The organism is Shinella sp. HZN7 (genome assembly GCF_001652565.1).
Lineage (GTDB): Bacteria > Pseudomonadota > Alphaproteobacteria > Rhizobiales > Rhizobiaceae > Shinella > Shinella granuli.
On sequence record NZ_CP015742.1, the window covers coordinates 115811 to 137487 of the forward strand.

Consider the following 21677-nt stretch of genomic DNA (forward strand, 5'->3'; position numbering starts at 1 on the left):
CATGATGCTTTCCGTCCTCCGTACCGCCTGCCTGTTCGCCGCCCTGCTGATGGCGGGCCTCATGCCGGCCGCCGCCCAGCAGGCGGCGCTCCCCGGCACCGCCCAGGAACAGCCGGCCGACGCCACGAAACTCCAGGACTTGATCGACGTCCTGCGCGACGACAGGACGCGGCAGACCTTCCTCGACGAGTTGCAGAAGGTTGCCAACGGCAAGGCCGCGGACGCCACGGCCGAAGCGCCGCCGGCCGAATCCATCGGCAAGCAGATCGCGGACGTGACGCGGCAGTTCGCCGAACGGGCGGTCTCCTCTGCGATCGTGTTCTCCCGGCAGCTCGCCGCCGCGCCGGCGACCTTCTCGAACCTCAACGGCGCGGAAGGCGAGGTGCTGTTTCGCGCCGCGCGCGACCTCGCGCTGGTGATCGTCGTCACCTACGGCGTCTTCGTCGCGCTGCGGCTGGTCACGCGCCGCGTCGATCGTTCCTTCGGGCGGCGCGCCGTAACGGCGGGCTTCTTTGAGAAAGCCTTCCTGATCGCGGCCTCGGCGGTGCTCGATATCGCCATCGTCATCGTCGCCTGGGGGGCGGGATATATCGCCGCGCTGACGGTGTTCGGCGAGCTCGGGCGCATGGACATCCAGCAGACGCTCTATCTCAACGCCTTCACCGTGGTGCAACTGGCGAAAGTGGTGGTCAGGACCGTGCTGTCGCCCTCCGCAAGCGAGCTTCGCCTCGTGCGCGTTTCGGACGAGGCGGCCCGGCGCGCCAGCCGCATCCTCGCCTGGATCATCAGCATCCTCGGCTACGGCCAGCTTCTCCTCCAGCCGATCCTGTCGCAGGCCGTGTCCGTCGCTTCCGGGCGGGCGGTGTCCGGGCTCGTGGCGCTCGTGGCGCTCGTCATCGCCGTATCGGCGACGCTCGCGAACCGGCGCAGGGTGACCGAATGGCTGCTGGACACCCCCGACCACAGTCCCCGCAACCGCCGCGTCCGCTTTGTCGCGGCGCGCTGGCACTGGCCCGTGCTCGTCTATCTCGCCTTCCTTTTCCTCGTCGTGCTGATCGGGCCGGCCGACCGGCTGTTCTCCGTGCTTGGTGCGAGCGCCCAGGCCTTCGCCGCCATCATCGTCGGCTTCGTCGTGGCCGACTGGCTGGCGCGCACGGTGACAAGAGGCGTCAGCCTGCCGGAGAACGTCAACCAGCGGCTGCCGTTGCTGGAGCGGCGCGTCAACGGCCTCGTCCCCCGCTTCCTGACGCTGCTGCGCTTCGTCATCCTCGCCACCGTGATCGCCTTCGTGATCTCGGCCATCGGCGTCTTCGACATGGCGGCGCTGTTTTACTCGCGCATCGGCCTCGCCTTCACCGGTGCGGCGGCCTCGGTCTTCGTCATTCTCCTGGTCGCCTATGTCGCCTGGCTGGCGCTGACCTCCTGGGTGGACTACCGGCTCAACCCCGCCTTCGGCACCATCGCCACCTCCCGCGAGACCACCCTTCTCAGCCTTCTGCGCAACGCCGCCACCATCGCCATCGTGGTGATCGCCCTGATGTTCTCCCTGTCGCAGATGGGGCTGGACATCGCGCCGCTGCTCGCCTCGGCCGGGGTGCTCGGCCTTGCCATCGGCTTCGGCGCGCAGAAGCTGGTGCAGGACGTCATCAACGGCGTGTTCATCCAGTTGGAGAACGCCATCAATGTCGGCGACGTCATCGCGGTGGGCGGCACGAGCGGCGTCGTCGAGCGCCTGACGATCCGCTCCGTCAGCCTGCGGGACGTGACGGGCGCCTATCACATCATCTCCTTTTCCTCCGTCGACATGGTGACGAACCTGATGCGCGATTTCTCCTACCATGTCGGCGATATCGGCATCGCCTATCGCGAAGACGTGGAGGACGCGAGAGACGCGCTGTTTGCGGCCTTCGAGGAGCTGCGCGCCGATCCGGAGCACGCCGCCGTCATCGTCGGCGACATGGAATGGTTCGGCGTCCAAGAACTGGCTGACAGCGCTGTGATCGTCCGCGTCCGGATCAAGACGCTGCCCGGCAAGCAATGGGGCGTCGGCCGTGCCCTCAACGGCGCCGTCAAGCGCGTCTTCGACGCCCGCGGCATCGAGATTCCCTTCCCGCACCAGACGATCTATTTCGGTAACGACAAAAACGGAGAGGCACCACCTGCCTTTGTTTCAGTTACACCGCGTCAAACCGCAGAAAGTGCTCAGAAATAATTGACTGATGTTCAAGTCATCCGGCATTCAAAACCAAGTGCGCTCGCTTATACTGATAAACGAAATTGGATACGCACTAACGTTCTTCGAGCCAATTTGAAGTTGTGAAGCCAAACAGATCCATCTTCAATACTCCGCATGGCTTCCAAGCTTTTCTCCATCGCGCCAAACTGCTATTTTTATGGCCTGAAACGCTATGAGGACGTCCTAGAACTTAAATTTAATATGGGATCAATGACAAAAATCGACGCGGCACACGCGGATAGAGCATGGAAGCGGTGGTGGGATGACTTGGGTCATGTCGCTCGTTGTAATCGCGATATCGCCCGCACAAGGGAAGCATTTGAGGCCGGATATATGGCGGCACTGGTGCAAGTTGCTGACAAGGCCTTATTCCCATCCGACATTGCCAGTGAGATCGATAAATCACTATCAAAGCATAAGGAACGGTGACGTAACTTCGTTGAAGGCACGAGCTTAAGCAGATCCCAACAGGTCAGCAGATACCGACCGCCTGTCATACGTTCCCGTCAAGCCCGCAGGCAAGCACGTTTAGTCGATGTGGGCTACCGAGCATTTCGATGACCACCATTCTAGAGCATTTCCGGTGAACTCCGGTTCACCGGAAATGCTCTAGATTCTTGTTTTTCCCGCATTATCCGACGCCGAAGCGATCCCGCTTCGGCTGGAAATGCTCTATATGCTTCACGGCTCAGCCGGCCCGTCCCGCCGCCTCCCCTGCCGTCAGGGGCGTTTCTTCCGGCGAGCGCGTGTTCTTGAAGAATTCCCACATGCGGCCCGTCGCATCGCGCTCCGAGGTCACCTTACCGTTCGCGTCGAAGGTTCGGAACAGCACGCTGCGCGACGGCCAGGCATGGGTGTTCTCCTTGAGCAGATAGGACGTAATGCGCGCGCCACCGGCGCAGGCCTTGAATGACAAGGCCGTCATCGCCGCGTCAGTGACGAGGTTGCCCTTGCCTTCGCACTTGTCGAGTTCCGCCCAGCGCTTCAGCGCCGCCTCGCCACCATATTGCCAATAGGATTTGCCGCCGCCCAGGAAAGGATTGGTGACATCCTTCATGCCGGAGAACGCGATGATCGAGATCGGGTTGCCGGGCTTGCAGCTTGCGATATCCGGCTGCCAGACACCATCGCGCTCGACGGGATAGCCGGCACGCAAGCCCATGACGAAACCGGCGGCGGCAAATTCCGGATGGCCGTTGCAGATGTACTGGGACAGCATGCGCCCGCCGCCCGAATAGCCGGAGGCGTAGATGCGGGTCGGCTCGACACAGAACGTCTCCTTGACCGTCTTGACCGCATCCTTGATGTAGCGCTCGTCATCAAGGTTTCCGCCATGCGTTACGCCCGGTACATTCCAGGCATGGGTACCCTCGTACTCACCTTTGAGGCTGCCCTGCAACGCGATCGCGACGAACCCCTCGTGCTCGGCGACAGCATCCCAACCACTCCGGCGGAACTGGCCTGCCGGACCGGAATTGCTGCCGTGAAAGTCGAAGACGACCGCAAGCCTCGTCTTACCGTCATAGGCGGTCGGAATGTACGCCAGCGCCGGTCGTTCGAAGCCGCCGGTCTTCACCGTGAATTCCATCCGGCCGGGTTCCAATGGCTGGCCGCATCCCGCGGCGAAACCAGGCCCCGCCAGGCCGAGAAAGAGGAACAGTCCCATCGCCGTCACGCGAACAGACCCTTCAGGCCGCAAGCGGCCACGCAGACGAGTTTCCATCAAAACGCCTTGTGATTTCCGGTGTGTTTCGGCGGGCGCTGCGGTCCCTATCGCCGGACCGAATCACGCATGACATCAAGCTTGCTGCCGATAGGGAATCCAATGCCGTGGTGCTTCCGGCAAGTCAAGCGCTTCGGCCGTATCCTCGCGAGCGAATACATCCCCTCACCACCAGCAACTACGACAACGGCCTATCCGAGCGATAGCCTTTTCCCTTCCTGCTTGCCAGCGAGGCGACGAGGTCACTGAAACGGTCTCCCTGCACGGCGACATGGCCGCGCAGCAGCGCACGAGCAGCCTCCGCGTCCCCTGCGAGAATCGCGGCAACGATCTAGCCATGCTCCTTCAGCGGCACGCGGCGGCAAGAGGCGCCCTGTCGACTATAAGGACTTCACGCGCCTGCCGAAGAGACTGAGGAACAGAGCACCGAGCCCGCCGGCCGCAGCCGATCCCATCAGGATACCTATCTTCACATGATCTTGGACGATCGGATCGCTGAATGCCAGAAGACCGATAAACAGGCTCATCGTGAAACCGATGCCGCACAGGAAAGAAACCCCCATCATCTGACCCCAGCTTGCCTGGGCAGGCAAGTCAGCCAGCTTGAGCTTTACGAGTAGAGCCACCGTACCAAGGACACCGAAAAGTTTGCCGAGCAAGAGCCCCGCGGCGACACCCATTGTCAGTGGTTCGGAAAACACCCCTGTGGTGACCCCTGCGAACGAGACGCCCGCATTGGCAAACCCGAAGATCGGGACAATCACAAACGCAACCGGCTTCTGAAGTGCATGCTCAAGCATGTGAAGCGGCGATTCCTCTGGCGTTGCCTCAGGCGTACCGGGAGTGAGTTTCAGAGGGATTGTCAGCGCCAGAAGGACGCCCGCGAGCGTGGCGTGGATACCTGAAGCAAAGACTAGGACCCATAGCACCCCGCCGAGCGCTAGATAAGGCCAGAGGACGCGGACTTTCATACGGTTGAAGGCGAAGAGGTTGCCGAGCACCAAAACAGCCCCGCCCAGCGCGGTCAGGTTTAGATCAGCTGTGTAAAAAAGCGCGATGACGATAACCGCACCAAGGTCGTCGATGATCGCAAGCGCCGCCAAGAATATCTTAAGTGACGCAGGCACACGAGAACCGAACAAGGAAATGACGCCGAGTGCAAAAGCAATGTCAGTTGCTGTCGGGATCGCCCACCCCGAACTGCTGTCGGGTCACCCCAGTTGAAATAGAGATAGAATAGCGCGGGAACAGCCATGCCACCGGCGGCTGCGGCACCCGGGAGGATTCGACGGCTCCAGGTCGAAAGCTGACCGTCCATCATCTCGCGCTTGATCTCAAGCCCGACAAGCAGAAAGAACATCGCCATCAGCGCGTCGTTGATCCAGTGCTGAAGGCTGAGCGGTCCAATGTAGGCGTGTAGGAGCTGAAAGTACCCCTCAGCCAGCACGGAGTTGGCCGTCAGGATGGCAAGGACGGCGACCGCCATGAGAACGATGCCGCCCGATGCTTCGGCATCGAGAAACTGGCGAAGTGTGGATTGAATGCGGCCCTTGGAAACTGTCGAAGACACGGGTTCGCGCTCCCTGGTTGGAAGGTTGATCGAAGTCTCCGTCAATTTCGGGGGAACCCGCAGCGCACGCAGCACACGCTATTGGTTTGAGATAGAGTATCGAACTCTACAAATCCAGTCTGTTCGGCGCAAATCGAACAAACACGCCCACAAGGGCAAGGGGAAGTGCCCCTTGTCCATCTCGCCGACCTCTACAGCCGTGCCAAGAGCGAGCAGCTGAATTGAACGCCAACCGTATCTCACGCTAGAAATTGCCTATGAAGAATGGTCAGCCCAACGGCGATAGTTGCCAACCAAAGAGCTTCATCCCAATGGTTAAAGCTTTGGGACAGAAACCTTTCACGCCGACGCAACGCCGTGATTGCTGTCCACACAGCAAAGACGGCAAGGAAAGTTGGCATACCGAAGATTGCTCCTAATATGCTCCACGCTGCTAGCGCATACGATGCGAAAATCTTCAGTCCAGAGCGATAGATGGCCTCTCGCGACTGGCGATCCAAGCGATTCAGCACGCCTAATTTACTCCTTAAACCCGTTTAGTGACATGTGGCGCAACGCAATGGACGATGGTACGTGTGGCCCATAAATCCGTAGCTATGTAACACAGTCTATGTAGCACGGTGCGACGGTGGGCCAGTCTCATTGTGAACTGCCCCCCGTTTCGACCGGACAGTCGGCATAAGCAGAGAGGCTCAAGCACAGGCTTGGGTATAGGCTTATGTCTAACGAGTACCGACATATTGAATTGCTGACGGGTGATGTCCGCCGCAGGCGGTGGACAACCGAGCAGAAGCTGACAATCATTGAGCAGAGTTTCGAACCAGGCGAGACGGTGTCTTCTACCGCTCGCCGCCATGGCGTTGCGCCCAATCTGCTTTACCGGTGGCGCAGGCTCTTAAGCGAGGGAGGTGCTGCAGCCGTGGGTTCTGACGAGCCGGTTGTCGGCAATTCGGAAGTGAAGAAGCTGGAGGATCGCGTTCGCGAGCTGGAGCGCATGCTCGGCCGCAAGACGATGGAGGTCGAAATCCTCCGCGAAGCATTATCCAAAGCAGACTCAAAAAAACGGATATCGCGGCCGATCTTGTTGCCGAAGGACGGTTCCCGATGAAGACCGTCGCCGACACGCTGGGCGTCTCCCGTTCCAACCTCGTCGAGCGCCTGAAAGGCAGATCGAAGCCGCGCGGGGCCTATCACAAGGCCGAGGATGCAGAGCTTCTGCCCACCATTCGAAGGCTGGTGGATCAAAGGCCAACCTATGGCTATCGGCGGATCGCAGCGCTCCTCAATCGCGAGAGGCGAGCCGCCGATATGCCTGTCGTCAACGCCAAGCGGGTTCATCGCATCATGGGCAACCACGCCATGCTGCTGGAGAAGCATACGGCCGTTCGCAAGGGCCGCATCCATGACGGCAAGGTCATGGTCATGCGCTCGAACCTGCGCTGGTGCTCCGACGGGCTGGAGTTCACCTGCTGGAATGGCGAGGTCATTCGTCTCGCCTTCATCATCGATGCCTTCGACCGGGAGATCATCGCCTGGACTGCGGTCGCGAATGCAGGCATCTCCGGCTCCGACGTGCGCGACATGATGCTGGAGGCGGTCGAGAAGCGGTTCGCAGCGACGCGAGCCCCGAACGCAATTGAGCATCTCTCGGACAATGGCTCGGCTTACACCGCACGGGACACGAAGCTGTTTGCCCAGGCGCTCAATCTGACACCCTGCTTCACTCCTGTCGCGAGCCCTCAGTCGAATGGTATGTCCGAGGCGTTCGTCAAAACCCTGAAGCGGGATTACATCCGCATATCGACTATACCGGACGCCGAAACAGCGCTCCGGCTCATCGACGGATGGATCGAGGATTACAACGAGATCCATCCCCACTCCGCGCTCAAGATGGCTTCCCCACGGCAGTTCATCAGGGCTAAATCAAACTAGCCGACATGTCCGGCGAAACGGGGTGCACTCCACATTGTCACGGGCTTTTGGCACCGCTTGAGATGCGCTCCGCGAGGCGGAAAAAAGGAACAGCGCCGGCAAAACGGACCACCTGAACCGATCCTACCGACAGTTCGACGCGCCGTCATAGCTGCACTGATTTTGATAGACGCGGAAACCCGATGTCCACACTGCCAAGGCCAAATCAGGCACCAATCCTTCAATCTGCCAAAGTTGTGCTAGGTTTGAAAGGCGATTGGGGAGTGGCAGAACCGCCCGCTCGAACTGTGCTACCCTCTCGTGTTATTCGATGCCATCCGGGCAAGACCCGGGATGAAGGCTGCGTCCGCAACAAAGCCGCTTATGTCGCACTCCTGTTCTGGCGGATGGCAGCAAGGAAATCCTCGGGCTCTGGATCGAACAGACGGAAGGGGCGAAGTGCTGGCTGCTGGTGATGAACGAGCTGAAAAGTCGTGGCTGCCAGGACATCCTGATCGCTGTCGTCGATGGCCTGAAGGGCTTTCCCGAAGCCACTACAGCCGTCTTTCCCCAGACGATCATCCAAACCTGCATCGTCCATCTGATCCGGTACTCACTGGAACTCATCTTTTACAAGGATCGGAAACCCGTCGTACCGGCGTTGAGAGCCATCTACCGTGCCTGGGATGCCGAGCCCGGCCTGAAGGCGGTGGAAGCATTCGAGGCCGGATACTGGGGACAGGAATACCCTGCCGTCTCTCAAAGCTGGCGGCGCAATTGGAAACACGTCGCTCCTTTCTTCGCCTTCCCGGAGGGTGTCCGCCGTACTTATCTACAAGACGAACGCCGTCGAGGCGCTGAACTCAAAGCTTCGACGGGCGGTGCGATCGCGGGGGGCATTTCCCGGGTGACGAAGCTGCCAAGAAGCTGTTATATCTGGTTCTCAACAATGCGGCCGAGCAGTGGAAACGCGCCCCGCGTGAATGGGTCGAGGCAAAGACACAGTTCGCCGTCATCTTCGGCGAACTGTTCTTCAACTGATAATACCGGCCCCCAGCACAGAATTCTTGACACTCCCTGCTGGAAGCCCCGTCCTTGCAGACGATCACGAGCTTCATCGGCATCATGCTGGTCGTCGTCTTCTTCGTGACCTTATTCGATTCCGGCACGCTCGTCATCGATAGCATCACCACCGGCGGCTAGGTCGACGCGCTGGTTTTCCGCGAATCTTCCAAGCGAGTTTCAAGGGGCCCGTCGCCATCGCCCTGTCGCTCGCCTTCTTCACAATATTGAAGGGACTGGCGAACGAGCCACGCTACAGTCGTGGAAATCAAAGACCTGAAGCGCACCGGTGCGCTTCAGGGAGCTCTGAACACCGCAATTGCGTCGAATGGGCCTTGGTAATCGCAAAATTACCTCATCCGCACACCATTCAAGTCGAACAAGAAACTCCGTTCAGGTGGAAAGAAAATCCCAATGCTATCGCCGCTCTTCGGCTGATCATGCCCGCGGCTTTCAATGGTGACAGTCTGTCCTTCCGCAAGCCGGCAATAGATGTAGCAGGTTCCGCCGAGATATTCGCTAAACTCTACCACTGCCGGAAGGCCATTGCCGGTTTCAGGTCCAATCTGAATATGTTCAGGCCGGATACCGAACGTCACCTCCGCACCATTGTCGGGCTCATTTCTGAGTGCCTGCATCGGCAAGAACGCCTCGCCCACCCGGATACCCTCCCTGAACCAAAGCCCCTTCAGAAGATTCATGCGCGGAGAGCCGATGAAGCCGGCGACGAAGGTGTTGTCCGGCTCCTCGTATACCTGCCGCGGCGTGCCGACCTGCTCGATGCGGCCGTCGCGCAGGATGACGATGCGGTCGGTCAGCGTCATGGCTTCCGTCTGGTCGTGGGTGACATAGATCATCGTGTTACCGAGGTCGCGATGCAGCCGGGATATCTCGATGCGCATCGAGACGCGCAGCTCCGCATCGAGATTGGACAGCGGTTCGTCGAACAGAAAGACGTCGGGCTTGCGCACAATGGCCCGGCCGAATTGTCAATCGGCGCGGAATGTTGGCTCTGACTCATATGTGGAACGGCCCGGTTAGCAAGGCGTTGGCAGCATGAATCTCCGTCGGACGGTGCAGTCATATGTCCGGCCTGTCAGCGCGGTCATTGACCGCTGGCCACGATGAGATCCGCGATGTCGATCGCCTAATCACTTTCTCGCGCTCGAAGGCGCATTGAGTCAGACGGTCTGATCGACATCGAGGTATCGCCCCTCGGGTTCATCACACTTCGTACCTTGCCACTTTATCCCGACGCAGTAACGCCGGGAATTCTGTTCCTATGCCTATGCCTATGTGGAGTTGCCCCCAAAAGACCGGACATGCTCAGGTTTGAGATTGCGAGCTGATGAACTCGCGCGGTGATTGATATCCTAAAGCACTGTGCGGGTGAAGATTGTTGTAGTGCTCGAACCAGAGCGGCAGTTGCGCGATGACGGTTTCGGCATCCGGGGTGGGGTTCACCGCGACGTAGTCGCGCTTGAAGGTTTTGACGAAGGCCTCGGCCATGCCGTTCGATTGCGGGCTGCGCACGGGCGTCGTGCACGGCTCCATGCCGATGTCGCGGAGCAAGGATGCGGTATCCCTGGCGACGAAGCACGAACCGTTGTCGGTGAGCCATTCGATGGGCTCGGACAACATGTTGATGCGACCGAAGCGGTTCTCGACGGCGGTGATCACGAGGTCCTGCACGTCCTGGCTCTTGATGCCCTCCGTGGTGGCGACATGGGCGATTGCCTCACGGTCGCAGCAGTCGAGGGCGAAGGCGACACGGACCTTCTCCTTGTTGTCGCAGCCGATCTCGAAGCCGTCCGAGCACCATCGGATGTTGGAGCGTTCGACAGCGACCTGACCATCGTGGCGGCGATCATCGACCGCTCCGGTGTGGCGCACCAGAAGCAGGTTGTGCAGCTTCATGACCCGATAGACGCGCTTGGCGTTGGGCCACGAACGCCCGTCTTTCCGGGCATTCCGGCGCAGGATGGCATGGACCCGCCGATAGCCGTAGGTGGGCATGTCGGCAATGACGGCCCTGATTTCTTCCACCAGCTCCCGATCCGGGAGTGGCGGCCGTCCTCTGGCTCTGGAAGCGGAACCCGTGGCACGCGCAGCGATATTCGAGCGGGCGACACCCAAGGTTTCGCAGATGGTCTTCATTCCAAAATCCCTCTCGGCAGAGAGATCGAGCGCAACATCCGTTTTTTTGGGCCACCGGCGATTTCGAGGGCTTCCTTGAGGATTTCGCTCTCCATCGTCTTCTTGCCCAGCAGGCGTTGCAACTCCTTAACCTGGGCCTGAAGCGCCCGGTATTCGGATGCCGGAACGACCTCCTCTTCGGCGGCCGTCGCCGTCAGTGCTCCCTGGGATGCCAGCTTGCGCCAGGCGAACAACTGGTTCGGCTGGATGCCGTGCCGACGCGCGACGATGCTCACCGTTGCGTCCGCCTCGTAGGTCTCTTGAATGATCGCCAGCTTCTCTGCCGTGCTCCAGCGCCGCCGACGTTCCGGCCCGGAGAGAACTTCCATCTTAAAATTGCTACCAGTCATATTACCAACATTACTCCTACCCACTTAGCTAAGTGGGGGAGCATGTCCGGGCCTTTCGGGGGCTAATTCACTATGCCTATGCTTTTGCCATCGCCGGCGCTTGGTATGTGCCTCCCTTGACGAGAAGCGCCCATATTGTGCGCGCCATCTTGTTGGCGAGCGCCACGGCTGCCACCTTGTAGGGGCGACGTGCCATTAATGACACCACCCAACCGGGCAACTTAGAACCTCTGCGAGCCTGTTTCAGGATCGACGTCGCTCCGACAATCAGTAGCGTTCGTAACTGCTTGTTGCCTCGCTTCGAGATCTTGCCGAGCCGCTCCTTCCCTCCGCTGGAGTTTGCTGTTGGTGTAATGCCGATCCAGGCAGCCAGATCCCGTCCTGTCCGAAAGGCCGCCGGATCCTGAACGGCGGCACGAACAGTTGCCGCAATAATAGGTCCTACGCCGGGGATCGTCGTCAGCCGACGAGCGGCATCATCGGCTTTCACTGCTGCGATAATCTTGCTGTCGAGCACCTCAACCCGTTCTGTCAGCCTTTCGATCTGATCGGCCATTTCAAGAAGCGCCGCCTTGGCCGAGTGCGGCAGACGTCCGTCTTGATCGTCGCGCAAAATTGCAATGAGCTTGGCAATACTTGTCATTCCGGCCGCGGCGATGATTCCGAGCTCGGCCATATGGCCCCGCATGGCATTCGCCGTCTGGCTTCGCTGACGCACGAGTAACTCTCGAGTCTTCAAAACCATCCCAGCGGCTTGCTCTTCCGGTGACTTGACGGGCACGAAGCGCATCGTTGGACGCGTGACCGCCTCGCAGATTGCCTCTGCATCAGCCGCGTCGGTCTTGTTGCGTTTGACGTAGGGCTTAACATAGGCCGGTGGCATCAACCGCACCGTATGGCCGAATTCGCCGATTGCGTTGGCCCAGTAGTGGGCACTCCCGCATGCCTCCATTCCCACAAGGCATGGCTCAATGTGACGAAAGAATTCCAAGACCTGTGATCGCCGCAAAGCACGGCGGACAGCTATGTGCCCGTCTTCAGTAATGGCGTGGATCTGAAAGACCGACTTGGCCAAATCCAGTCCGATTATGGTAATCTTCTCCATGGAACGGTTCCTTCTGTCTTGTGGCGATTGGCGTCACCACAGTAGGCATCCCCGATGCCGGTGCGAAGGGCCGTTCCACACCATCACTTTTGATGAAATCAAGTGCTGGCTGATGTTGGTTTCACGCAAGGAATCAATACCATGGGCCATTCGCTCAGATCGTCGACGCTCGTCCCTCGCGGCTTTATAGTCGACAATACAGCCATTGATGACGACGTCATGTTGATCGCAGTCCGGCCGACGAGCAAAGCAAGCTTTTGCCCAATCTGTGGAACAAGGTCGGAACGAATCCACAGTCGATATCAACGACGCCTGGCTGACCTGCCCTTGGTGGGAAAGCCCGTTCGGCTTGTCATTGAAGCGCGCCGGTTCCACTGCGATGCACTGCTATGCGGTCGGCGAATCTTCGCCGAGCGCTTCGACGGAGACATTCTCGCGCCTTCGGCGCGGCGAACCGCCAGGCTTGACCACATCGTCCATCATCTCGGACTTGCACTGGGTGGCAGGCCAGCGGCCACCTTTGCCAAAAGGCTGATGTTGCCGGTCAGCAACGATACGCTGCTGCGCGTCGTGCGGCGACGCGGCAGTCCGCGCTTTGTCCCACCCACCGTGATCGGTATCGACGACTGGGCGTGGCGACGAAATCAACGCTATGGGACCATCATCTGCGATCTGGAACGGCGCAAAACCATTGCTCTCCTGCCGGATCGGGAGCCGTCGACGGCCCAGGCCTGGCTCTCGGACCAACCTCAGATCAGCATCGTCGCTCGCGACCGCGGCGGTGGTTACGCGACGGCTGCAGCCAAGGCGTTGCCACACGCCACCCAGGTCGCTGACCGCTGGCACTTAATGGAGAACGCCAGCCGGGCATTCCTCGATGCGGTGCGCAAATCGATGCGCCAGATCCGAACTGCGATCGGAGCGGCCACGATCAACCCCGAACTGCTGACGGCCGCCGAGAGGATCCAGTACGAGGGATATCTTCGACGGGAAGACACCAACGCCGCAATTCTCGACATGGCCAAGTCCGGAGCAACAATCAAGGAGATCGTGCGCCGGACCGGATACAGTCGCGGCCTTGTCCGACGCGTACTGCGTGGTCAACGTTCGGATGTCTTCCGCGTCCGTGAGAACTCGCTTGAACTCTACCTGCCCTGGCTTGACGCTCAATGGACGGCCGGAAACCGGAATGGAACGGAGCTATGGCGGCAACTCAAGAGCCAAGGGTTCCGCGGCTGTCTTCGAGTTGTCACCGAGTGGGCCACACGCCGTCGAAAAGCAGAGAAGGTCGATGCGGGCGCGTTGAGCCGAGCGCCTTCGGCCAGGACCATTGCGCGTCTCATGACCATCGGCCGCGACGACCTTTCCAAATATGAGACCGTGACGGTTGCGGCGATTGAGGGTGGCGTGCCGCTGCTGGTTGAGGCCCGGGAAGTCATCGCCGCCTTCCGGGCCATGATCCGCAAGAAATCTCTCGCTGATCTCGATACATGGTTGGAACGCGCTCGATCGGGCTTGGTCGCCTCCTTCGCCAACGGTGTCGTTAGAGACCGAGCAGCCGTCAGCGCAGCGATCTCTTCACCATGGTCCAACGGCCAGACGGAGGGGCAGATCACCAAGCTCAAACTTGTGAAACGCCAGATGTACGGCCGCGGAAAAATTGATCTCCTCCAAGCCCGCGTCATCGGCGCGGGATAAAATCCATCACCACCAAAACTGCGTCAGAGCCAATATTCCACGCCGAAACACATCCTGACACGCGGTTTCCTCCAAGAGCAGCTCGCGGTACGCCCCCGCGTCTGCTCTTTGACCCCTGGTGATCGGGGAGTTGAGAAACCTCGTACAGGAGGTCGCGCCGGCCTTTGGGCTTTCGCCTTGGACATACGCAGACGCCTCCCCGACCAGTGATCGGAGAGCGCGTTAACGGCCGCACTAGTGCCGCTGTACGAGGGGTTCTCACGCCCCAAAGCAGCGCGTGACTGCTTCACCCGCGAGCCTAGGCGATCACGCGGCGCGGTGCAAACACTCAGAGTAGAAATTCCGAATGAATTCAGTCGATAGATCCTGAAGTTGGTTCCCCCGATACCCGCCCGGCGATATGGCTGGATTTCATCAAGAGGGAAACGAACAGCGAGTTGTGCTGTACTGATCGAAAGTGAACGCCATGGATGAGACCACCGAGACGATGACGATCTCCAGTCGCAGCGATTTCGCCCTTTGGGCCATCGAGCGGGCCAAGGCGATCGTCGCCGAGGAAGGCGGCAATCTTGCCATCGCCACCCGAGACCAGGGCGAGGAAGGGGCAGGAACAAGAGCAGTTCAAAATCCTGCGCTAGGACCGAACGAAGCGTGAACCTTCGTCTCGTAGGCGCATGATCGTCTGCCGGCTGGTGACGAATTTCCTGGCGATTGCCGAAACGCTCATTCCCGTCGCCAGATCATCGCGCACACCCTGCTTTTGTTTCTCACTGAGCGTCGAGGGTCGGCCGAGGGCCTTTCCTTCCGATTTGGCGCGCTTGAGACCGGATTGCGTCCGCTCTATCAGCAAGTCCCGTTCGAACTGGGCGACGGCATTGAGCACATTCATGGTCATGGTGCCGGCCGAACTGGTGAGATCGGCCCCGCCAAGCGCAAGGCAATAGACGCGCACGCCCATTTCAGCCAGCGTCCTGACCGTGGTGCTGACATCGATCGCGTCGCGGCCGAGCCTGTCGAGCTTGGTCACGATGAGAATGTCCCCAGCCTCCAATTTGTCCATGAGCCGGGAAAATCCTCGGCGCTGCACGATGGCGGTACTGCCGGAAACCGTCTCGGTGATGATACGGCGCGGCTCGACCTGGAAGCCTGCGGCCTCGATTTCCTGAATCTGGTTCTCGGTGGTCTGTCCCGTCGTGGAAACGCGGACATAGGCGAAGGTGCGCGGCATGGGGGCCAATTTTGTCCGAATAGGCTGTCCGTAATATTTCGCCCGTTCGAAAGCCCGTCAAGGTAATTTGTGGACAGTGCGTTTCTCCCCTGTACGGAAACGGACCTTTCTGGACAGAGGCAAGGTCTTTGGCTCGCAACGCGCAGGAACGGCAATGGCGAAACGGACCCTTCTCAAACCCCAGGATCGACGAGAGCTTTTCGACATCCCAACCGATGAGGAAAGCCTGATCCGCCATTATTCCCTATCGCCTGCCGACCGGCTCGAGATCGAGGTCCGCAGGCGTGAGCATAATCGGCTCGGCTTTGCGATGCAGCTCTGCCTTATGCGTTATCCGGGGCGCGCACTCATGGCCGGCGAGATCCCGCCCAAGGCGATGCTCAACTATGTTGCCGAGCAGATCGGGGCCGATCCGGCGTCATTTGATCTGTACGCTCGCCGGGAAGAGACGCGCATGAACCATGCCGCTCACTTGCTGAGCTATCTGGACATGAGGAGCCCTACGGCCGAGAATCGGCGCGCAGCCTTGTTGGCGGCAATCGAAGCGGCTTCGGGCACTGACAAGGGGGCAATGATTGCAAAGGCCATCATCGCCACTTTCCGGGAGCATCGGGTTCTGCTGCCCGCGCCGAACATGATCGAGCGCATGGGGCTGGCGGGCCGTGCTGTTGCTCGACGGCGTGCCGAACACGCCCTGATCTCGGATCTCGATCCAGAAAAGCTGCGAACCCTAGACCGTCTGTTGGAGGTTGACCCGGCGATCCGTCAGACGCGCTATCATTGGCTGCGCTCGACCCCGGATGCACCGGGAGCCGGCAATCTGGTTGGGTTGACGGAACGCATCGCGTTCCTGCGCACGCTGGGGATCGATCCACGTTTGCAGGCGCGAATCCCGTCCGGGCGATGGGATCAGATGATCCGTGAGGGCGACGCCACGCCAGCCTGGCTGGCCGGCGACTTCAGCGCCAGCCGGCGGCGTGCAACGATCGTAGCGCAGTTGATCAAGCTCGGGCAGAAGCTCACCGACGATGCGGTGATGATGTTCATCAAGCTGATGGGCCGGCTGTTCTCCCAGGCCAACAACCGCAAGAAGCAGCGCCATATGAACGCGCGGCTGGAAACATCGAAGGCGTTGCGGCTGTTTCTCGACACGATCGTGGCTTTGCAGGCCGCCAACGAAGAGGAAGCGGATCCCATGGAGATGCTGGACCAGCGGGTCGGTTGGCATCGGCTGCTCCAGGTCAAACCCGGCCTGGAAGCAATGGTGGAGAATAATGACGTGTCGCCCTTGATGATGGCGGCGGAGCAACATGCGAACGTTCGCAAATATGCCGGCGCCTTTCTCCAGACATTTGCTTTCCAGTCGCGTCGCCGGAATGATCCGCTGCTTGCCGCGATCGAGGTCATTAAAGCGCTCTATGCGGAAGGACGGCGTGTATTGCCTGATCGCGTTCCGGTTGCCCATCTGGCAAAAGCGGATCGCGAACGGATATTCGAGAGCGGGCGGCCGGTTCGATCGCTCTACGAGATCGCCACATTTGCTCTCTTGCGTGATCGGCTCCGTTCGCGGGACATTTGGGTCGAGGGCAGCCGCTCGTTCAGACCGATTGACGAACATCTGATGCCGAAACCGGCCTTCACAGCCCTGAAGGAAGACAACAAGCTCGGCCTTGGCGTCCAGAGCGACGGCGCGGCCTGGCTCGCCGAGGTCCGGCAGATGATGGACTTCAACCTCAAACGGCTGGCCTGGCGTGCCCGCTACGGAAAGCTCGACGGCGTGAGGTTGGAAAACGGCATCCTGATCGTGACGCCGCGCGCCAGCGATGTTCCGGCCGCTGCGGCCGCCCTCAATGCTGAAATCAGCGAGATGTACCCCCTGGTCGACGTCCCCGATTTGCTGCGGGAGGTGCATGACTGGACGGCTTTCGCTGATCAGTTCACGCATGTCCGCACTTCAGATGCGCCGCAGAACATCTCCGCCATGCTGGCCGGCGTGCTCGCCGATGGTACGAATCTCGGCCCGAAGCGAATGGCGGGAGCGTCGAAGGGGATCAGCGCTCATCAGATCGGCTGGATGCGCAGCTTCCATGCCCGCTCCGAAACATACCGAGCCGCGCAGGCTTGCGTGACCGATGCCCATACGCGTCATCCCCATTCGTTGCTCTGGGGTGACGGAACAACGGCATCGTCCGACGGGCAGTTCTTTCGCGCCAGTGATCGGGCCGCCAGGCGCGGCGACATCAATCTGCACTATGGCAGCGAGCCCGGCACGAAATTCTACAGCGGCCTCTCCGATCAATACGGCTACTTCAGCATCCTGCCGATCAGCCCGACCGAGAGCGAGGCCGTCTATGTGCTCGACGGCCTGTTCGACCACGACACGATCCTCGAGATCGAAGAACTGTTCACCGATACCGGCGGCGCCAGCGATCATGTCTTTGCGCTGTTCGCCCTGATCGGCAAACGATTCGCGCCCCGGCTGCGCAACATCAAGGACCGGAAGTTCCACACCTTCGAGAAGGGCGACGCCTACCCGGCGCTGGCCAACCACATCGGCGCGCCGATCAACACTGCGCTAATCCTTGAACATTGGGATGAGCTTCTGCGCCTGGCTGCCTCTATCACAACGCGCACCGTCGCTCCGTCGGCGATCCTCAAAACGCTATCCGCCTCATCGAAATCCAATGATCTGGCCAGGGCGCTGCGCGAGATCGGCCGCATCGAGCGCACGCTGTTCATGATCGAATGGTATTCCAGTCCGGCATTGCGCAAGCGGTGTCAGGCCGGGCTCAACAAGGGCGAAGCTGCCCACAAGCTCAAGCGCGCCGTCTTCTTCCATGAGCGCGGCGAAATCCGCGACCGCTCCTATGACAGCCAGGCATTCCGGGCATCCGGCCTCAATCTCGTCGTCAGCGCAATTGTCTACTGGAACACCGTCTATCTCAGCCGCGCCGTTGCCCACCTGCGGCAACAAGGTCGTCATGTCCCTGACGAATTGCTCAAGCACATCTCGCCGCTCAGTTGGGAACACATAAACCTCACCGGCATCTATTCGTGGGACACCGAGCAGCAGATGCCAGAGGGCTTCAGGCCATTGCGTGTTCCCGGACAGATTCTCCGAGCCGCGTGATGTTCATGCTCCGTTCGAGCTTAGCGCAGGATTTCGAACTGCTCTTGTCCTGACCCCAGGAAGAGATCGCCGCCTCGGCCAATGCGCTAGGCCAGGCCATCGTCGATGCGCTGCTGGAGGTCTTCGATGGCCTGATGCAGGAATAGGGAAGCGAGCCTACCGCTCTGCCCCGTCCCGATCGTTGCCGCGCTGACGTTCCTGTTCCGCCTGCCGGAGGATCTGCTGGCGCTGCTCGTCCTGCGCAGCCTTCGACGCACCAGCCTGCTCCCGTGCCGCACGTGAAGCCCGGCCCGCGGCAATTGCCTGCTGCTGGGCGGCGATCGCGGGATCGACGGTCGCCGGCGCTGGCCGATCCTGGATACGCGCCTCGTCGACGCGCGCCGCCGGCGACGTGCCCCCTGCCCCCGCGGTATCGTTGACCGATCGCATCTGCTGCATCTGGATGTCACGGCGCTGCTCTTCGAACAGCGCGGATATTTCCTTGCGCATCTCCTCAACCGCCTGACGCTCTGCGCTGCTGTCGACCATCGTCTCCAGACGGTCCATGGACTTGTTCGCGCGAGAGACGCGCTCGTCGAACTGTTCCAACGATAGGGGCATGGCCTTTTCCTTCTGCTGTTGAATCGTTGCGATCAGGGATTTGAATTCCGCCAACGGCTCGTCCGGCGACGCGGCGGACCGCTCGGCCAAGGCATCGAATTTCTTCTGCAGCCAAGGCGACGGCGCACCATGCTTCGCGGAGCCGGCTGCCTCGACGACGACGGAGGCGCGCAATCCATGCGCCAGCAACCGCGCCTGAATATCTTCGGCGACGGAACGCGTCTCGGGACCGGGGCCAAACTCGTCGTTCTGCTTGGCCAGCTCGCGCTCGATCTTGCTGACGCTCGCGGTCGTGGGCGCCAGGACCTGGACGGATTTCCCCTCGGAGGAAATCAACTTGGCCTCTACACCGACGGCCCCCTCGACAATCACCGCCATCGTCTCACGTTCCATGGCCTGTTCGACGTCCAACCGGAGCAGGACGAAGCCGGTGACGCGCGCAGCAGCTTGCGGTGCTTGCGCGGTCGCCGCGGCTGCGAACCGGTCGGCCGCCGCAATCACGGAAGGCTCCGCGCCGGCCCGCTGCAGGGCGCTCGCGGTCGCCTGCCATTTCGGGGCAAGCGCCAGGTTGCCATTGGAGAGTGAGGCACCATCGACGACGCCGGCGCGCTTGCGCTCGACGCGATTGGTGACAGCCGTCGTCTTGAGATAGCGAGGGTCCTGTCTGCCTCGTTCATAGGCGCCGGCCTGCGCCTGGCTATAGGGCCGCGTGGCCGCCACATCCGCGCGCCGGGTGGCGACCATGGCGATGCCCTGCTCCCGCGCCTTTGCCGCAAACCGCTCGCGCCATTCGTACAGCTCCGCCTTGGTCAGCCGCAGCGCCTTGCCAACATCGTCGCGCGCCGAGATCATCGCATGGACGTGGACGTGCCCGGTATCGGGGTGATGGGCGGTGATCCAGCGATGCCCGGCAACCTGCTCGCTGAGGAAATCCCGCACGGCGCGCGTCATCGCTTGCCGGTCGGTCCCGGCCCGAGCGGAGAAGATGATATGGAAAGCGTTGCGTGGCTCGACAGTGCGAATATGCGAGGACCAGGCCCGCCAGATGCCATCGGCCCTCTCCTTGACGCTGGAACCGCGCTTGACCGGATCGCCTTCGCTGCTGGTGACGGCCTTTTCGGTGCGCAGGAACTTCTCCAGGAAGTAGCGGCCGGATTTTTCGGAAACGGCCGCGCCGAGAATGCGGACATCGGCCGAGACACCAGCGTCGGCCAGCCGGCGCATGAAAACGGACTCTGCATTTTCGACCGCGCGCGCCCGCCCCTCGCCCTTCTCGCGCGCCCTCAGCGCGCCGGCGATCCGCTTCGCCGGCAGGTCGGTCACAGCAAAGACCGAAACCTTGCCGTCCGGATGCCGGGAATAGAGGAAAGGCTTCGAGCCGAAGGCCGCGTTCAGCGCATCGTGAAGCGCAGCACCGTCGACCTCATCGGAAAGGGTGATGGAGAAGGTCGCGAGCGCGTTGACCGCATAGGCCTCACGGAAATCCGCGCCCCATTCCGCGAGCGCGGCCGCCCGCTCGTCCCGGTTCGTGATCGCAATGCCATCCTGATCGTAAATCGAGATATCGACCTTACGCTTCTCGCCGTTCTCATTCTCGACTTCCCGCGTTCCGAGATAGGTCATCAGGCCCGCAGCCGACCCCCGGCTCGATACGGTCGACGTCACCTTGATCACCACCGGCTGGCCACCGGCGGCGATCGCTGCTCGGCTCGCCGTTTCCGCGCTGGTCCTATCCCTCGCTGCTCCTCGTGCCCTCACAGCACGAGCAGCAAGAGGCGCAGCCGCGAAGGACGCCCCGCCCCCTCCCCCGCCGGCGGACTTCTTCAGCTCCTCGTCATCCAACCGCTCGCCGCTGGCGTCCAAAGCCCCGACCAGCGCAATGACGCCCTGATGCGATGACCGCGGTGCCTGCAGGATTGAGGCGATCGTCGGCTCGCTTGTCGAGACGGCGCTACGGCTCGCCTTGCTGGCGATGCCCTTGGCTACGAAGCGGCGCTGCGGCTCCTCGCCTGACATGGCGGTTCCGATTGCGCGCCGACGGCGCAATTCCTCATCCTCGTCTAAAAGGGAAACGGCACGGCGGGCGGAAAAAGCCTCGATCTCGCCAAGCAGTCCGGACCAGTCATGCGCCACGACCAGTTCCCCTCCGCTCCTTGCGGCTGATCCGCAACATCAGGTCGACGTCGGCGCGCAGCCGGAACACACCTTCGAGGAGGCTGCGCAACGCCGCGTCCAGATTAGGTTCATATCCGACGCGACCCTCGTTCATCGCCCGGACCGCCTGGTTGAGGTTGATGCCGATGCGCCGAAGTTCCTCGTTCGTGCCCCGCAGGGCATCCGCCTCCGCCGGCCCAACCGGAAGCGGAAGGCCGGCCCGATCACGAAACAGCTGCCGGATGACGTCGCTGGCGGTGCGCCCCTCCCCGCAAAGCACGGCGAGCGCCTCGCGCTCTTCCGGCTGCAGTCGGACCCTCACCACCTCGCTCCGCATGTCTTCCTTCCCGCTTGCCAGGTTGCCGGAGGCGACCCAGAGCGCCAGAGGCGCGAACCACTGCCCTGCCGGAGGCGGGGCGACGTCGAGTTTGTACCACAAACTTGACTATCCTGCCACAGAAAACTAAACTATATTTTATTCTTCAGATACAGGACCAATCAGACAGGCGCTCTTGACCCAGCCGACACGACCGGCGCCTCTCTCAAAGCCTCTCCCCATGAACAATTGCCCATTACCCGCGCTGTGGTTAACAGTGCCATCGCGGTTAATTGGCAATTACCCATAAAAAACGGTTAGTTACCAACGGGCAATTGCTCATTATCAACGGTCGATTAATGATTGCCCGTTCACCGTTGCCCGTTGTCGGTGGGCAG

General features: G+C 61.0%; 14 protein-coding genes and 3 pseudogenes. 8 read left to right on the forward strand and 9 right to left on the reverse strand.

Annotation, left to right across the window (positions count from 1 at the left end):
* Position 1: 1 nt before the first annotated feature.
* Positions 2-2212, forward strand: a complete 2211-nt coding sequence (locus shn_RS31470) for a mechanosensitive ion channel domain-containing protein (RefSeq protein WP_245337530.1) — start codon at positions 2-4, stop codon at positions 2210-2212.
* A gap of 138 nt (positions 2213-2350) precedes the next feature.
* Positions 2351-2665, forward strand: coding sequence for a hypothetical protein (locus tag shn_RS36145; RefSeq protein WP_145926130.1), 315 nt, complete (start codon positions 2351-2353; stop codon positions 2663-2665).
* A 259-nt stretch (positions 2666-2924) separates the two neighbouring features.
* On the opposite strand, the gene shn_RS31475 is transcribed toward shn_RS36145, so the two are convergent.
* From shn_RS31475 to shn_RS35430, 3 genes and pseudogenes are all read right to left on the reverse strand, one after another.
* Positions 2925-3824: a PHB depolymerase family esterase gene (locus tag shn_RS31475; protein ID WP_064334453.1), complete on the reverse strand. Its 900-nt coding sequence runs from the start codon at positions 3822-3824 to the stop codon at positions 2925-2927.
* A 515-nt stretch (positions 3825-4339) separates the two neighbouring features.
* Positions 4340-5529: pseudogene (nhaA, locus tag shn_RS31480) on the reverse strand (Na+/H+ antiporter NhaA).
* Positions 5530-5768: 239 nt separating this feature from the next.
* Entirely contained in the window at positions 5769-6041 is a 273-nt protein-coding gene (locus tag shn_RS35430; protein WP_245337531.1) for a hypothetical protein, read from the reverse strand.
* Positions 6042-6247: 206 nt separating this feature from the next.
* Between shn_RS35430 and shn_RS31490 the strand changes: the two genes are divergently transcribed.
* The 3 genes and pseudogenes from shn_RS31490 to shn_RS36155 all read left to right on the forward strand — a co-directional run bounded on the left by shn_RS31490 (position 6248) and on the right by shn_RS36155 (position 8643).
* Positions 6248-7461 (forward strand): IS3 family transposase gene (locus shn_RS31490; RefSeq protein WP_145926060.1). Its coding sequence is split into 2 segments (ribosomal slippage): positions 6248-6584 and positions 6584-7461, totalling 1215 coding nucleotides; the frame shifts between segments, so codons are not numbered across the junction.
* 249 nt (positions 7462-7710) lie between these two features.
* Positions 7711-8481 (forward strand): annotated as a pseudogene (locus shn_RS35435) (IS256 family transposase); the annotation flags it as partial.
* Positions 8482-8535: 54 nt separating this feature from the next.
* Positions 8536-8643, forward strand: coding sequence for a BCCT family transporter (locus tag shn_RS36155; protein ID WP_245337532.1), 108 nt, complete (start codon positions 8536-8538; stop codon positions 8641-8643).
* Positions 8644-8852: 209 nt separating this feature from the next.
* Here shn_RS36155 and shn_RS31500 read toward each other — a convergent pair.
* From shn_RS31500 to shn_RS31515, 3 genes and pseudogenes are all read right to left on the reverse strand, one after another.
* Positions 8853-9485 (reverse strand): annotated as a pseudogene (locus shn_RS31500) (ABC transporter ATP-binding protein); the annotation flags it as partial.
* A gap of 343 nt (positions 9486-9828) precedes the next feature.
* Positions 9829-11048 (reverse strand): IS3 family transposase gene (locus shn_RS31505; protein WP_145925838.1). Its coding sequence is split into 2 segments (ribosomal slippage): positions 9829-10712 and positions 10712-11048, totalling 1221 coding nucleotides; the frame shifts between segments, so codons are not numbered across the junction.
* Positions 11049-11124: 76 nt separating this feature from the next.
* Positions 11125-12153 (reverse strand): IS110 family transposase, encoded by a 1029-nt coding sequence (locus shn_RS31515; protein ID WP_050746605.1) that lies wholly within the window; start codon positions 12151-12153, stop codon positions 11125-11127.
* Between the two features lie 141 nt (positions 12154-12294).
* On the opposite strand from shn_RS31515, the gene shn_RS31520 reads away from it, so the two are divergent.
* Both shn_RS31520 and shn_RS31525 read left to right on the forward strand, forming a co-directional pair.
* The gene (locus shn_RS31520; RefSeq protein ID WP_064334456.1) at positions 12295-13851 is read left to right on the forward strand and encodes an ISL3 family transposase; all 1557 of its coding nucleotides are present in this window, start codon (positions 12295-12297) and stop codon (positions 13849-13851) included.
* 466 nt (positions 13852-14317) lie between these two features.
* On the forward strand, positions 14318-14506 hold the full coding sequence (locus shn_RS31525) for a hypothetical protein (RefSeq protein ID WP_064334457.1): 189 nt from the start codon (positions 14318-14320) through the stop codon (positions 14504-14506).
* Here shn_RS31525 and shn_RS31530 read toward each other — a convergent pair.
* On the reverse strand, positions 14486-15079 hold the full coding sequence (locus shn_RS31530; protein WP_064334458.1) for a recombinase family protein: 594 nt from the start codon (positions 15077-15079) through the stop codon (positions 14486-14488). The two genes, shn_RS31525 and shn_RS31530, sit on opposite strands and share 21 nt — an antisense overlap.
* Before the next feature lie 154 nt (positions 15080-15233).
* On the opposite strand from shn_RS31530, the gene shn_RS31535 reads away from it, so the two are divergent.
* Positions 15234-18209, forward strand: coding sequence for a Tn3 family transposase (locus shn_RS31535; protein WP_064334459.1), 2976 nt, complete (start codon positions 15234-15236; stop codon positions 18207-18209).
* A 156-nt stretch (positions 18210-18365) separates the two neighbouring features.
* On the opposite strand, the gene shn_RS31540 is transcribed toward shn_RS31535, so the two are convergent.
* Both shn_RS31540 and shn_RS31545 read right to left on the reverse strand, forming a co-directional pair.
* Positions 18366-20942 carry a relaxase/mobilization nuclease domain-containing protein gene (locus shn_RS31540; protein WP_084438700.1) on the reverse strand — a complete coding sequence of 859 codons (2577 nt, stop codon included), beginning with the start codon at positions 20940-20942 and terminating at the stop codon, positions 18366-18368.
* Positions 20932-21402, reverse strand: a complete 471-nt coding sequence (locus shn_RS31545) for a plasmid mobilization relaxosome protein MobC (protein ID WP_064334461.1) — start codon at positions 21400-21402, stop codon at positions 20932-20934. Before shn_RS31545 ends, shn_RS31540 begins: the two co-directional genes overlap by 11 nt.
* Between the last annotated feature and the right edge of the window lie 275 nt (positions 21403-21677).